The sequence below is a fragment of the Pseudomonas persica genome (genome assembly GCF_900291015.1).
Lineage (GTDB): Bacteria > Pseudomonadota > Gammaproteobacteria > Pseudomonadales > Pseudomonadaceae > Aquipseudomonas.
In genome coordinates this window covers 86,165-100,113 of record NZ_OLKL01000014.1, presented here as the reverse complement: position 1 = coordinate 100,113, position 13,949 = coordinate 86,165, and the positions used below count along the sequence as shown (strand labels likewise).

At 61.7% G+C, this 13,949-nt stretch carries 16 protein-coding genes and 1 other RNA gene; 7 read left to right on the top strand and 10 right to left on the bottom strand.

What is annotated here, in order from left to right; genetic code table 11:
• Positions 1–113: 113 nt before the first annotated feature.
• Both rnpB and rsmI read right to left on the bottom strand, forming a co-directional pair.
• Positions 114–473: RNase P RNA component class A (rnpB, locus tag FQ664_RS07190), an RNA gene on the bottom strand.
• 67 nt (positions 474–540) lie between these two features.
• Positions 541–1,416: a 16S rRNA (cytidine(1402)-2'-O)-methyltransferase gene (rsmI, locus tag FQ664_RS07185; RefSeq protein WP_144171172.1), complete on the bottom strand. Its 876-nt coding sequence runs from the start codon at positions 1,414–1,416 to the stop codon at positions 541–543.
• 186 nt (positions 1,417–1,602) lie between these two features.
• On the opposite strand from rsmI, the gene FQ664_RS07180 reads away from it, so the two are divergent.
• From FQ664_RS07180 to FQ664_RS07160, 5 genes are all read left to right on the top strand, one after another.
• Positions 1,603–3,420, top strand: a complete 1,818-nt coding sequence (locus tag FQ664_RS07180; RefSeq protein ID WP_144171170.1) for a penicillin-binding protein activator — start codon at positions 1,603–1,605, stop codon at positions 3,418–3,420.
• On the top strand, positions 3,420–3,791 hold the full coding sequence (locus FQ664_RS07175) for a YraN family protein (RefSeq protein ID WP_144171168.1): 372 nt from the start codon (positions 3,420–3,422) through the stop codon (positions 3,789–3,791). Before FQ664_RS07180 ends, FQ664_RS07175 begins: the two co-directional genes overlap by 1 nt.
• Positions 3,792–3,877: 86 nt before the next feature.
• On the top strand, positions 3,878–4,471 hold the full coding sequence (locus FQ664_RS07170; protein WP_012274070.1) for a phosphoheptose isomerase: 594 nt from the start codon (positions 3,878–3,880) through the stop codon (positions 4,469–4,471).
• Positions 4,468–5,046: a BON domain-containing protein gene (locus FQ664_RS07165; RefSeq protein ID WP_063913315.1), complete on the top strand. Its 579-nt coding sequence runs from the start codon at positions 4,468–4,470 to the stop codon at positions 5,044–5,046. The genes FQ664_RS07170 and FQ664_RS07165 overlap by 4 nt, the downstream gene beginning before the upstream one ends.
• Positions 5,047–5,193: 147 nt before the next feature.
• Positions 5,194–5,412, top strand: a complete 219-nt coding sequence (locus FQ664_RS07160) for a YgdI/YgdR family lipoprotein (RefSeq protein WP_144171166.1) — start codon at positions 5,194–5,196, stop codon at positions 5,410–5,412.
• 50 nt (positions 5,413–5,462) lie between these two features.
• On the opposite strand, the gene FQ664_RS07155 is transcribed toward FQ664_RS07160, so the two are convergent.
• The 7 genes from FQ664_RS07155 to rplM form a co-directional block, all read right to left on the bottom strand.
• Positions 5,463–5,894: a ClpXP protease specificity-enhancing factor gene (locus tag FQ664_RS07155; protein WP_144171164.1), complete on the bottom strand. Its 432-nt coding sequence runs from the start codon at positions 5,892–5,894 to the stop codon at positions 5,463–5,465.
• Between the two features lie 10 nt (positions 5,895–5,904).
• Positions 5,905–6,528, bottom strand: coding sequence for a glutathione S-transferase N-terminal domain-containing protein (locus tag FQ664_RS07150; RefSeq protein WP_144171162.1), 624 nt, complete (start codon positions 6,526–6,528; stop codon positions 5,905–5,907).
• A 117-nt stretch (positions 6,529–6,645) separates the two neighbouring features.
• A complete protein-coding gene (locus FQ664_RS07145; protein WP_144171160.1) occupies positions 6,646–7,425 on the bottom strand; it encodes a cytochrome c1 in 780 nt (259 codons plus the stop codon).
• Positions 7,425–8,636 (bottom strand): cytochrome b, encoded by a 1,212-nt coding sequence (locus FQ664_RS07140; RefSeq protein ID WP_025340560.1) that lies wholly within the window; start codon positions 8,634–8,636, stop codon positions 7,425–7,427. The genes FQ664_RS07145 and FQ664_RS07140 overlap by 1 nt, the downstream gene beginning before the upstream one ends.
• Complete coding sequence (gene petA, locus FQ664_RS07135; protein WP_144171158.1) at positions 8,636–9,229, bottom strand: ubiquinol-cytochrome c reductase iron-sulfur subunit; 594 nt, start codon at positions 9,227–9,229, stop codon at positions 8,636–8,638. The genes FQ664_RS07140 and petA overlap by 1 nt, the downstream gene beginning before the upstream one ends.
• A gap of 262 nt (positions 9,230–9,491) precedes the next feature.
• Positions 9,492–9,884 carry a 30S ribosomal protein S9 gene (gene rpsI / locus FQ664_RS07130; RefSeq protein ID WP_003260797.1) on the bottom strand — a complete coding sequence of 131 codons (393 nt, stop codon included), beginning with the start codon at positions 9,882–9,884 and terminating at the stop codon, positions 9,492–9,494.
• Between the two features lie 14 nt (positions 9,885–9,898).
• Positions 9,899–10,327: a 50S ribosomal protein L13 gene (rplM, locus tag FQ664_RS07125; protein WP_003260798.1), complete on the bottom strand. Its 429-nt coding sequence runs from the start codon at positions 10,325–10,327 to the stop codon at positions 9,899–9,901.
• A gap of 257 nt (positions 10,328–10,584) precedes the next feature.
• On the opposite strand from rplM, the gene FQ664_RS07120 reads away from it, so the two are divergent.
• Positions 10,585–11,625 (top strand): NADP(H)-dependent aldo-keto reductase, encoded by a 1,041-nt coding sequence (locus FQ664_RS07120; protein ID WP_144171156.1) that lies wholly within the window; start codon positions 10,585–10,587, stop codon positions 11,623–11,625.
• A gap of 174 nt (positions 11,626–11,799) precedes the next feature.
• Positions 11,800–12,720: a GlxA family transcriptional regulator gene (locus FQ664_RS07115; protein ID WP_178090958.1), complete on the top strand. Its 921-nt coding sequence runs from the start codon at positions 11,800–11,802 to the stop codon at positions 12,718–12,720.
• Positions 12,721–12,851: 131 nt separating this feature from the next.
• Here FQ664_RS07115 and zapE read toward each other — a convergent pair whose 3' ends face one another.
• Complete coding sequence (gene zapE, locus FQ664_RS07110) at positions 12,852–13,946, bottom strand: cell division protein ZapE (protein ID WP_144171154.1); 1,095 nt, start codon at positions 13,944–13,946, stop codon at positions 12,852–12,854.
• Between the last annotated feature and the right edge of the window lie 3 nt (positions 13,947–13,949).

Below are 13,949 nucleotides of genomic sequence, written 5' to 3'. Positions count from 1 at the left end.
AAATCAAACCCACCCAAGCGAATGGAGTTCGAACTTAAAGTGATTTATCAAGAGTAAGATTTTTTCGGTATTACCAACGGGCATCTGCTATCGAATCAAGCAGGGAAGGAAAGGTGGAGAGTCGATCTGTAAGCCGGGTTTTGTCGAGGACAGTCATTCCTCTACGACGGCCATCACTGGACGCCTCTAGCAACCTACCCGGTTCCGACGCGGGCCACGCCTGATGGAACCCTATTTGGTCTTGCTCCGAGTGGGGTTTACCTAGCCACGAACTGTTGCCAGCCGTGCGGTGCGCTCTTACCGCACCTTTTCACCCTTACCGGCACCGAAGTGCTTAGGCGGTTATTTTCTGTGGCACTTTCCGTAGGCTCGCGCCTCCCAGGCGTTACCTGGCACTCTGCCCTATGGAGCCCGGACTTTCCTCCCCCTGCTATTGCGGAACAAAAGCAGGCAGCGACTGTCCGATCGACTCTCCGCCGCCAAGATTAACGGCACGCGCGCCCGAGAACAAGCAATACCGGTATTTATATCAATTTGCCACTACTCGGTTTTCTGCTTTTCCAGGGCAAGTTGATACAGCAGGTTCTTGCGCACCCCGGTAATTTCCGCGGCCAGCGCCGCCGCCCGCTTGAGCGGCAGCTCGGCCAGCAACAGGTCGAGTACCCGCTGCGCCTCGGCACTGATCGCCTGCTCGCCCTCCGGCGCACTCCAGCCACCGACCAGCACCACGCACTCACCGCGCTGCTGGTTACTGTCACCGGCAACGAACGCGCGCAGCTCGGCCAGGGGCAGGCCCTTGAGGGTCTCGAAGGTCTTGGTCAGCTCGCGCGCCAACAGCGCCGGGCGCTCGCCACCGAATACCGCCTCCATGTCTTCAAGGCATTCCAGGATACGGTGCGGGGCCTCATAGAAGATCAGCGTGCGCGGTTCTTCCTTTACCTGCTCCAGGCGCGCCCGGCGCCCCGCCGCCTTGGCCGGCAGGAAGCCCTCGAAGATGAAGCGGTCCGACGGCAGGCCGGCCGCCGACAGTGCAGCGATCAATGCGCAGGCGCCCGGCACCGGCACCACGTTCACCCCCGCAGCCCGCGCCTGGCGCACCAGGTGGTAGCCCGGATCGGAAATCAGCGGCGTGCCGGCATCGGAGACCAACGCCACACTCTCACCCGCCAGCAGTTTGGTGAGAAAACGCCCGCCCTCGTCACGCTCGTTGTGCTCATGGCAGGCCGCCAGCGGCGTGTCGATACCGAAGTGCTGCAGCAGGCGGATCGAATGACGGGTATCTTCCGCCGCAATCAGGGCCACGTCCGCCAGCACCTTCAGCGCCCGGGCGCTCATGTCGTCGAGGTTGCCGATGGGGGTTGCGACCACATACAGCGTCCCCACGGTGGATTTCGAAGCCCCTGCCACATCAGTCACTGCGCACACCTGTCGTTCGGATCAAAGGCGCCATTGTAGCCCGAGCGCCTGCAACAGGGCGCAAAGAACTTCGCCGACGACCGATGGCAGGCCACCTATAGTGAAGGATCGACACGGCAACATCGCGCCCCGGCCAGCGCTTGGGTACAATTGCCGGCCACCTTGATCGAGTAACAGGACCTTTACATGATCGCTTGCCTGCGGCTGTTCACAGCCCTCTGCCTTGCCGCCCTGCTGGCAGCCTGCGCCAGCTCGCCCTCATCCAGCCTGGGCGAACTGCCACGCACCCCGGACGCCAGCATCGAGCAACTGCTCGAAAAGGCTGCTTCCAGCAAGTCTGCGGAAGACGCCGCCCTGCTGCGCCTGAGCGCAGCCGACCTGGCCTACAAGCAGAAGGACTTCCCACGCGCCGCACGCATCCTCGAGCAGGTGCCGCTGGACACGCTCAAGCCGGCCCAGCAAGTGTTCGCCAGCACCCTCGGCGCCGAGCTGGCGATGAGCCGCAACCAGCCCAAGGCGGCCCTGACCGCCCTGGCGCACCCCAGCCTGCAACGCGTCGCCGAACTGCCGGAAGAACAGCAAGCGCGTACCTACAGCGTGCACGCAGCTGCCCTCGAAGCCGATGGCCAGGCCCTGGCCGCTGCACACCAGCGCGTGCTGCTGGCCCCGCTGCTCAGCGGCCAGGCCGCCAGCACCAACAATGACGCTATCTGGGCCCTGGTCGCCTCGCTGCCGGCAGAGCAACTGCAGCAGCCAGGCAACGACCAGACCCTGGCCGGCTGGACCAGCCTGGCCTTCGCGGTAAAAAGCGCCGGCACCCTGGAGCAGCAGCAAGCGGCTATCGAAGCCTGGGTCAAGCAGCACCCGGACCACCCGGCCGCCCAGCAACTGCCGCTGGCACTGACCAAGCTCAAGGAGCTGGCCAGCCAGCCACTGACCAAAATTGCCCTGCTGCTACCTCAGGAAGGCCCGCTGGCCGGTGTTGCCCGCGCCCTGCGTGACGGCTTCATGGCTGCACACTTCCAGGCCCAGCAAGCCGGCCAGCAGGCGCCAGCCGTGCAGGTATTCGACAGTTCGCGTATCGGCTCGCTCGACGACTTCTATCGCCAGGCCCAGGCCGCTGGCGTACAGCTGGTCATCGGGCCGCTGGAAAAACCGCTGGTCAAGCAACTGGCCGCCAAGCCGCAACTGCCGATCACCACCCTGGCCCTGAACTACGCCGACGCCGGCCAGAAGGCTCCGCCGCAGCTGTTCCAGTTTGGCCTGGCTGCCGAAGACGAAGCCCGCGAAGTAGCCCGCCGCGCCCGCGCCGATGGCATGGTCCGCGCCGTAGCCCTGGTGCCGAGCGGCGAATGGGGCGACCGCGTGCTTGCCGCCTTCCGCCAGGACTGGGAAGGCAACGGTGGCACCCTGCTCGCCGCCGAGCGCATCGCCCAGCCGGTCGCCCTGGCCCAGCAGATTGCCGACCTGTTCCAGCTGCGCCAGAGCGAAGGCCGCGCCAAGAGCCTGCAGAGCACGGTAGGCGGCAGCATCGCCGCACAGCCATCGCGCCGCCAGGACATCGACTTCATCTTCCTCGCCTCGACCCCGCAACAGGCCCAGCAGATCAAGCCGACCCTGAACTTCCAGTACGCCGGTGACGTACCGGTCTACGCCACCTCGAACCTGTATAGCGCCAGCGGTGACGTCAACCAGTACAACGACATGAACGGCATCCGCTTCTGCGAAACGCCGTGGCTGCTTGACACCAGCAACAGCCTGCGCCAGCAGGTAGTGCAGCAGTGGCCGCAAGCCGCCGGTAGCCTGGGCCGCCTGTATGCCATGGGCGTCGATGCCTACAGCCTGGCGCCGCGCCTGGGCCAGTTGAAAGCGCTGCCGGACAACCGCGTGCTGGGCCTTTCGGGCAGCCTGAGCATGAACGCCAACCAGCGTGTAGAGCGCCAGCTGCCTTGGGCCGAGTTCGCCGGCGGCCAGGTCCGGCGCCTGCCTGACACCGCACGCTGATGGCAGCAGCGTCGCCCACCAGCGCCGGGCAGGCAGCAGAAAACCACGCCCTTGAGTACCTTCAAGGGCAGGGCCTGCAGCTGCTGGCGCGCAACTGGCGATGCAAAGGCGGTGAGCTTGATCTGGTCATGCTCGACGCCGATACAGTAGTATTCGTCGAAGTCCGCTACCGGTGGCACGCGGGCTTCGGTGGCGCCCTCGGCAGTATCGACGGGCGCAAGCAGAAACGGTTGGTGCTCGCTGCCAGCCTGTTCCTGCAGAAGGAGCCCCACTGGAGCAACCACCCCTGCCGCTTCGACGTAGTCGCCCTGCAGGGCAGCCACCATGCAGGCAAACCGCTTCAATGGCTGAAAAACGCCTTCGAATGCTGAACCCACTCCGATTTTTTTGCTCTATGTTTCGCGGGCTGGTCGTTGTTGCGCGTAGCAAAGGCCACCGCCCCACTTAAGGTCACCAGATGGACATGCAATCCCGAATTCGCCGGCTGTTCCAGGCCAGCATCGATACCAAGCAACAGGCAATGGACATCCTGGCACCGCACATCGAGCAGGCCAGCCTGGTCATGGTCAACGCGCTGCTCAACGAGGGCAAGATGCTCGCCTGCGGCAACGGCGGCTCGGCCGGCGATGCTCAGCATTTTTCCTCGGAGCTGCTCAACCGCTTCGAGCGCGAACGCCCAAGCCTGCCGGCCATCGCGCTGACCACCGACAGCTCGACCCTGACCTCGATCGCCAACGACTATAGCTACAACGAAGTCTTTTCCAAGCAGATCCGCGCCCTGGGCCAGCCCGGCGACGTTCTGCTGGCGATTTCCACCAGCGGCAACTCGGCCAACGTGATCCAGGCGATCCAGGCCGCACATGACCGCGAAATGATTGTCGTAGCATTGACTGGCCGCGACGGCGGCGGCATGGCTTCGCTGCTGCTGCCCGAAGACGTGGAAATCCGCGTACCTTCGACGGTTACCGCACGCATCCAGGAAGTCCACCTGCTGGCGATCCACTGCCTGTGTGATCTGATCGACAGCCAACTGTTCGGGAGTGAAGAATGACCCCTATGCGCCTCGGCCTGATGGCCCTGACCCTGTGCCTGAGCGTCACTGGTTGCAGCTCGGTACTGACCTCTACCCGCAATTCGCCGATCGAAGATGATCGCGGCACCCGCACCATCGGCAGCAAGATCGACGATTCGCTGATCGAAACCAAGGCCTCGGTCAATATCGCCAAGGCCAGCCCTGACCTGGACAAAGGTTCGCACATCGTTGTCAGCAGCTACAACGGCATCGTCCTGCTGGCCGGCCAGACCCCGCGCGCCGACCTCAAGAGCCTCGCCGAGCAGACTGCCAGCCAGGTGCAGCGGGTGAAGAAAGTGCACAACGAGCTGCAGGTGATGCAGCCCTCCTCGATCCTGGCGCGCAACAACGACGCCTGGCTGACCACCAAGATCAAGGCCCAGATGCTGACCGACAATGCCGTACCCAGCTCGCGCATCAAGGTGATTACCGAGAACGGTATCGTCTACCTGCTCGGCCTGGTGACCCAGCAGGAGGCCAACTCGGCCACTGCCGTGGTGCAAGGCGTGTCGGGCGTGCAGAAGATCGTCAAGCTGTTCGAGTACATCGACTGATTCACTGATTGCCTGTGCCGGCCTCTTCGCGGGTAAACCCGCCCCCACAGGGTTTAGCGTATCCCCTGTGGGAGCGGGCTTACCCGCGAAGAGGCCGACACAGGCAACAACAATGCTCCATCCTTCCAGATACCCAGGAAACACCGCATGAAAAAGCTTCTGCTGCCCGCCCTGCTGTTCGGCACCTTCGCCACCCTGGCCGGCTGCTCCACTCCTAGCCAGATCATCCTCAACGACGGCCGCGAAATCCAGACCGTCGATGTGCCAAAGTTCGACGCCGACTCCGGCTTCTACGAGTTCCAGCAACTGGACGGCAAGCGCACCCGCATCAACAAGGACCAGGTACGCACCATCAGCGACCTGTAACCCCGCGCTGGCGGCAAAAAAAAGGCGATCCGGTTGGATCGCCTTTTTTGTTACTTGACCACTTTCAGGCTTGGTCGGCCAGTCGGACGTGGCGGCTGGCCGCCACCCTCTGGCGGGCCATCGTCATCCGGCTGCACATAATCGTCTTGCTGCTCATCGTCATCCATCAGCGGCGGCTCCAGCTCGAAGACCATACCCTGGCCATTCTCCCGAGCGTAGATACCCAGGATGGCGCCAACCGGTACGAACAGCGAGTGAGCCACGCCACTGAAGCGGCCCTCGAAGCTGACCGCGTCGTTGTCCATGTGCAGGCTGCGCACGGCGCTTGGCGAAATGTTCAACACGATCTGGCCATCACTGGCGAAACCGTCCGGCACCTGGACCTTCGGGAATTCGGCATTGACCAGCATATGGGGTGTGCAATCGTTGTCGACGATCCACTCGTACAGTGCTCGAACCAGATAGGGGCGACTGGAGTTCATCAACGGCTCCTTAAAGCTTGCGCATTTCACGTTCTACAGAGGACAGGCTCGCCAGGAAAGGCTCGCGGGCGAACTGCCGCTCCATGTAATCCAGCAGCGGCTTGGCTTGCCGCGGCAACTCGATTCCCAACACCGGCAAACGCCAGAGTATGGGCAGTAGACAACAATCGACCAGGCTTTGCTCCTCGCTCATGAAACAGGCGAACTCGCCGAACAATGGCGAGACCCCGGTCAGGCTTTCGCGCAAGGCCTTGCGCGCCTCGACACGGGCAGCCTCGCTGCTGCGCGGGTCGAGCACGGTATCGGCCAAGGCACACCAGTCGCGCTGGATGCGATGCATCAGCAAACGGCTGTTGCCGCGCGCAACGGGGTATACCGGCATCAACGACGGATGCGGGTAACGCTCCTCGAGGTATTCCATCACCACGGTCGATTCATACAACGCCAGGTCACGATCGACCAGGGTCGGCACGCTGCCGTAAGGGTTCACCTCGACCAGCTTGGGCGGCAGGCGGCCAGGGTCGACATCGATGACCTGCACGTTGATGCCCTTCTCGGCCAGCACAAGGCGTACCCGATGAGAATAGTGATCAGCGGGGTCGGAATAGCAGGCTAACCTGTTGGTCGCGCCCATGTAGCGGCTCCTCGCACGGAATGCTTGTACAACTGTAAATGAAAACGCGCCCGGGGCGCCCCGACATTTCTGCCAGGGCGCCCCGGGCGCGTTCAACAACCAGAAACTACTGCGTGATCAGTGCACGTCCTTCCAGTATTCACGCTTGAGCAAGTAGGCGAATACGAAGAAGAAAGCCAGGTACAGCAACACGTAGGTACCGATGCGCTGGCTTTCCAGTTTGACCGGGTTGGCCGAATAGGCCAGGAAGGTCACCAGATTCTTGACCTTCTCGTCGAACTGCTCAGTCGTCAGGGTACCGGAATTCGGCGTAATGGTCAGCTGGTCGCAGGCTTCATGGGTTATCGGGGTGCCGGTCAACGGGTCGAATTGCTTCTTGCCATCGGTCACCGTCTGTACCTGTTTGCAGCCCACCACCTGGCTGCCTTGCAGGCCGACCAGCACGTTAGGCATTCCGACGTTCGGGAACACCTTGTTGTTCACCCCATAAGGCCGCGACGGGTCCTCATAGAAGCTGCGCAGGTAGGTGTACAACCAGTCGGTGCCACGCACCCGGGCCACCAGGGTCAGGTCGGGCGGCGCGGCACCGAACCAGGTCTTGGCGTCACTGGGCTTCATGCCGACCTGCATGTGGTCACCGATCTTGGCACCGGTGAACACCAGCTTCTCGAGCATCAGCTCGTGGGGAATACCCAGGTCATCGGCCACCCGCTCGTAACGCTGGAACTTGGCACTGTGGCAACCCATGCAATAGTTGGCAAAGGTACGCGCACCGTCCTGCATGGCGGCCTTGTCACTCAGGTCGATGTCGACCTTGTCCAGTACCAGGCCTGTCTCGGCCGCGAAGGAAAAGGCAGGCATCACTGCCAGCAAAAATACTGCAATCAACTTTTTCATCAGCCAGTCACCCTTTCCGGAACCGGTTTGGTCTTCTCGAGCCTTGTGTAGAACGGCATCAGCAGGAAGTAGGCGAAGTACAACACCGTGCACACCTGCGACAGCAAGGTACGCCCAGGTGTCGGCGCCAGTACGCCCAACACGCCGAGGATGACGAAGGCCACGCAGAACACCAGCAGGAAGAGCTTGCTGATCCAGCCCTTGTAGCGCATGGAGCGCACCGGGCTGCGGTCAAGCCAGGGCAGCACGAACAGCACGGCAATGGCCGCCCCCATGGCGATGACGCCCATCAGCTTGTCAGGCACCGCACGCAGGATCGCGTAGAACGGTGTGAAGTACCACACAGGCGCAATGTGCTCGGGGGTCTTGAAGGCGTTGGCCTGCTCGAAGTTCGGTTTCTCCAGGAAGTAACCGCCCATTTCCGGGAAGAAGAACACCACGGCGCAGAACACGAACAGGAACACCACCACACCGACAATGTCCTTGACGGTGTAGTACGGGTGGAACGGGATACCGTCCAGCGGGATACCGTTTTCGTCCTTTTTCTTCTTGATGTCGACGCCATCGGGGTTGTTCGAACCCACTTCGTGAAGGGCGAGGATGTGCAGCACCACCAGGCCGAGAATCACGATCGGCAGGGCGACCACGTGCAGGGCGAAGAAGCGATTCAGGGTGATGCCCGAGATCAGGTAGTCACCACGGATCCACTGGGTAAGGTCGCCACCGATCACCGGGATGGCACCGAACAGCGAGATGATCACCTGGGCCCCCCAGTAAGACATCTGCCCCCACGGCAGCAGGTAGCCCATGAAGGCTTCCGCCATCAGCGCCAGGTAGATCAGCATGCCGAACAGCCACACCAGTTCACGCGGCTTCTGGTAGGAGCCGTAGAGCAGACCGCGGAACATGTGCAGATAGACCACGATGAAGAACGCCGATGCACCGGTGGAGTGCAGGTAGCGAAGGATCCAGCCGTATTCCACGTCACGCATGATGTACTCGACCGAGGCAAACGCCTCTTCCGCCGAGGGCGTGAAGCTCATGGTCAGCCACACACCGGTGACGATCTGGTTGACCAGCACCAGCAGCGCCAGGGAGCCGAAGAAGTACAGGAAGTTGAAGTTCTTGGGCGCGTAATACTTGCTCAGATGGTCTTCCCACATCTTGGTGGCGGGGAAGCGAGCATCAATCCAGTCCATGAACTTGCTCATCATGCGTTCTCCTGGTCAACGCCGATGACGACGATCTCGTCCGACTCGTAAGAGTGCGGTGGCACGGGCAGGTTGAGAGGCGCCGGCTGCGACTTGTAGACACGGCCAGCCAGGTCGTAGTGGGAGCCGTGGCACGGGCAGAAATAGCCACCGACCCATTTCGGGCCGAGGTCGGCGGGTGCGACTTCCGGGCGGAAGGTGGGCGAGCAGCCCAGATGCGTGCACAAGCCGACGAGGATGAGGATTTCCGGCTTGATCGAACGAACCTGCGGATCGACGTAGGTCGGCTGCACCGAGGCCTTGGACTCGGGGTCAGCCAGATCATCGACGACTTTTTTCAGGTTGCCGAGGATCTCCTCCGTGCGCCGCACGATGAACACAGGCTGGCCACGCCACTCGGCCACCATCTGCTGCCCGGCCTCGACCTTGGCGATATTGACCTTCACCGGTGCACCCGCGGCTTTCGCCTTGGCACTGGGAAACCATGACCCCACGAACGGTACCGCAGCCCCCACTGCCCCCGCCGCCCCGACCACGGATGTCGCGGCTACGAGGAAGCGGCGCCGGCCTGCGTTGACGCCGTCATTGCTCATTCAGTCCTCTCCCATCAGCTTGCTTGACCAGTTGGACCTGGCCTGTACTTAGGTAATGTCTGTGCCACTAAAATTGGCCGCCATGGTAAGAAACAAATCCACACACTGACAAGGTGATTACCCGTGGAACGGGCTACAACCCTCGCTTTGCTTGATCTGCGTCTATGCGGCAAGTCGTCACGGACATGCTGACAGGTTAGTTCAAGACATAAAAAAAGCCCGGTTCCAAGGAACCGGGCTTTTTTCGACTGCCGAAGCGGTATTAACGCTTGGAGTACTGAGGACGCTTACGCGCTTTACGCAGACCCACTTTCTTACGCTCGACTTCACGAGCGTCGCGGGTGACGTAACCAGCACGACGCAGAGCGCCACGCAGGGTTTCGTCGTATTCCATCAGAGCGCGGGTGATACCGTGACGGATCGCACCGGCCTGACCGCTGACACCACCACCGGAAACGGTGACGTAGATGTCGAACTTCTCGACGGTTTCGGTCAGCTCGAGCGGCTGACGAACAACCATGCGAGCGGTTTCGCGACCGAAGAACACGTCCAGAGAACGGTTGTTGATGGAAATGTTACCAGTACCCGGACGCAGGAATACGCGAGCGGTTGCGGTCTTGCGACGGCCAGTGCCGTAGTTTTGAGTCGCCGACATAATGAACTATCCCGTTAGATCTTCAGTTCTTGAGGCTGCTGAGCAGTGTGTGGGTGAGCAGCACCCGCGTACACTTTCAGCTTGCGGTACATGTCGCGACCCAGCGGGTTCTTCGGCAGCATGCCTTTGACCGCAGTTTCGATAACACGCTCAGGGGCCTTGGCGATCAACTTCTCGAAGTTGATTTCCTTGATACCGCCCGGGAAACCGGAGTGGGAGTAGTACATCTTGTCGGAAGACTTGGCACCAGTCACACGAACCTGTTCAGCATTGATAACGACGATGTAGTCGCCGGTGTCAACATGAGGGGTGTATTCTGGTTTGTGTTTGCCACGCAGACGGCTAGCGATTTCGGTAGCCAGACGACCCAGGGTCTGGCCAGCGGCGTCGACTACGAACCACTCGCGCTTTACTGTTTCCGGTTTAGCAGTAAAAGTTTTCATTCTCTAAAGCCTCAGAGGCCGCCCAGCGAAAAATAGACGGCGAATCTTACTGGATAGTGCACAGCTTGCCAAGGGCAAGCGCGCAGCCGAACGCTGACGCTTTGGGGGCTCGGGTCAGGCACGCCAATGTTCGACGGGGTTCTTCCTGCGTGGTGGTGCATCACTTCCGCCACACGGAGAGGTGCCGAATTATCCAGATTGCGCGAAAAATTTCAACCTGCTTTGATGGGTTTCATTTGCCAAGGAGTGTCTACCCGATGGAATACCGCCAGCTCGGCCGTACCGACCTCACTGTCAGCGCCCTGTGCCTGGGCACCATGACCTGGGGTGAGCAGAACCTTCAGGCCGAGGCCTTCGCGCAGATTGCCCGGGCCAAGGCCGCAGGGGTCAACTTCATCGACACCGCCGAGATGTACCCGGTGCCGCCCCGCCCCGAAACCTACGCCGCCACCGAGCGCATCATCGGCAACTGGTTCCGTGACAATGGCGATCGCGACGACTGGCTGCTGGCCAGCAAGGTCGCCGGCCCCGGCAACGGCATCAGCCACATCCGCGACGGCCAGCTCAAGCACAACCGCCAGCACATCGTTGCGGCGCTGGACGAGAGCCTCAAGCGCCTGCAGACCGACCGCATCGACCTGTACCAGCTGCACTGGCCCGAGCGCAGCACCAACTTCTTCGGCAAGCTGGGCTACCAGCACCTGCCACAGGACCACTTCACCCCGCTGGAAGAAACCCTCGAAGTGCTCGACGAGCAGGTGCGCGCGGGCAAAGTCCGCCACGTCGGCCTGTCCAACGAAACGCCGTGGGGCACCATGAAGTTCCTGCAACTGGCCGAAAGCCGCGGCTGGCCGCGGGCAGTGTCGATCCAGAACCCGTACAACCTGCTCAATCGCAGCTTCGAAGTGGGCCTGGCGGAAGTGGCCATCCGCGAGCAGTGCGGCCTGCTGGCCTATTCGCCACTGGCGTTCGGCATGCTTTCCGGCAAATACGAGAACGGCGCACGCCCGGAAAACGCACGCTTGACCCTGTTCAGCCGCTTTGCACGCTACTCCAACCCGCAGACCGTTGCGGCCTGCAGCCGCTATGTACAACTGGCCCGCGAGCACGGCCTGGCCCCGGCACAGATGGCCCTGGCGTTCGTCACCCGGCAGCCGTTCGTGACCAGCAACATCATTGGTGCGACCAGCCTCGAGCAGTTGGAAAGCAACCTGGCCAGCCTCGAGCTGAACCTGAGTGATGAACTGCTGGCGGCGATCGAGGCGATTCACCAGGAGCAGCCGAACCCGGCGCCTTGAGCCGAAAGGGGGCTGCTTCGCGGGCTAGACACAATCGCCAAAAAATAAGACGATCCAGCCGGTGATTGACCACTCTACCCTATAAGAACAATGACAATGATGTTTACCCAACCCTCCGCGTCGCTGCGGCGCGTCTGCATCCTGGCCATTGACAAGGTATTCGCTTCGACCTTGATGCAGGCCAAGGATTTCTTCCACCTCGCCAGCTTGCGCTACAGCAAACAGCTGGGCCTGGGCCTGCAGCCCATGTTCGAGATCCGCCTGGTGAGCCCCGACGGACAGCCCGTGGACAGCTTCAGCAATGTGCAACTCCCGGTCGACGGCGGTCTGGAAGACGCCGATGTGATCATTCTCCCGGCCTTCTGGGACGACTTCGACAACCTGCTGCAGCGTTATCCACAGGTGCTGCCGTGGCTGCGTGAACAGCATGCCCGTGGCGCGGTGCTGTGCGCCGAGGCCAGTGGTGTGTTCTGGCTGGCCGAGTCCGGCCTGCTCGACGGCAAGGAAGCGACTACCTACTGGCGCTTCTTCAACAGCTTTGCCGAACGCTTCCCGAAGATCCGGCTGAACCAGGACAAGCACCTGACCGACGCCGACAATATCTATTGTGCTGGCGGCGCCACTTCAGCCTGCGACCTGTACATCTACCTGATCGAACGTTTCTGCGGCGCCAACGTGGCCCGCGCCGTGTCCCGCGACATCCTCTACGAAGTGCAGCGCAACTACACCCCGGGGCGCATGGGCTTCGGTGGGCAGAAGCTGCACCAGGACCTGATCATCCTGCAGATCCAGCACTGGCTGGAGGAACACTTCGCCGACAAGTTCCGCTTCGAGGACGTGGCTCGCAACCACGGCATGAGCATTCGCAACTTCATGCGCCGCTTCCAGGGCGCGACGGGGGACAAACCGCTGCACTACCTGCAACGGTTGAGGATCGAGACGGCCAAGGGCTTGTTGTCGAGCACGCGCAAGAGCATCAAGACCATCAGTTACGAGGTCGGCTATGACGATGCCAGTTTCTTTGCGCGACTGTTCCGCCAGCACACCGAGTTGTCGCCAAACCAGTATCGGCAGCAGTTCATGCAGGAGGCTTGAGGCCTTCTCGGGCTGCTTTGCAGCCCATCGCCGGCAAGCCAGCTCCCACAGGTTGGAACAGGCCTTGAAGCTTCACAATACCTGTGGGAGCTGGCTTGCCGGCGATGGGGCGCAAAGCGGCCCCGAAAACCTTAAGGCTTGTGCGCCCGCGCCAGGAACTCGTGCGACTGCATTTCCAGCAAGCGGCTCAGGGTGCGCTGGAACTCGAAGGCCAACCGCCCACCGGTATACAGGTCCTTCAGCTCCACCTCGGCCGAGATGATCAGCTTGACGTTGCGGTCGTAGAATTCGTCCACCATGTTGATGAAGCGGCGGGCAATGTCGTCGGTGGTGACGCCCATCTGCTCCACGTTGCTCAACAGCACGGCATGGAAGATCTTGCCCAGCTCGATGTAGTCGTTCTGGCTGCGGGGGCCGTCGCACAGGGCACGGAAGTCGAACCAGGCCACGTCGTCACAGGTACGCAGGGCATTGATCGGGCGATTCTCGATCATCAGCACATCGTTCTCGACCGCCTGGGTGCACTCAGGGGTCAGCGCCTTGAAGCTGGCGCGCAGGCTCTGGTGCGCCGCATCATCGAGCGGGTAGTGGTACAGCTCGGCCTGCTCCAGGTGACGCAGGCGGTAGTCGACCCCGCTGTCGACGTTCACCACCTCGGTGTACTGCTTGATCATGGCGATGGCCGGCAGGAAGCGCGCGCGCTGCAGGCCGTCCTTGTACAAGCCGTCCGGCACGATGTTGGAGGTAGCCACCAGCGATACACCGTTCTTGAACAACTCTTCCATCAGGGTGCCGAGGATCATCGCGTCGGTAATGTCCGACACGAAGAATTCGTCGAAGCAGATCACCTTGGCTTCGTCGCTGAAGCGCTTGGCAATGATGGTCAGCGGGTTCTTCTCGCCCTTGAGGGTTTTCATTTCCTCGTGCACACGCTTCATGAAGCGGTGGAAGTGCGTGCGCATCTTCTGCTTGAACGGCAGCGCCTCGAAGAAGGTATCGACCAGGTAGGTCTTGCCGCGCCCTACCCCACCCCAGAAGTACAGGCCCTTGACCGGGGTCTGCTCCTTCTTGCCGAACAGCTTGCCGAACACACCCGGCTTGTTGTTCTGCGCGTGTACCAGGTCGTCGTACAGACGCTGCAGGTGACGCACCGCAGTTTCCTGCGCCGCGTCATGGAAGAAGTCGGGACGTTTCAGATCTGCTTGATATCGTTGTAGGGGCGTCATGAT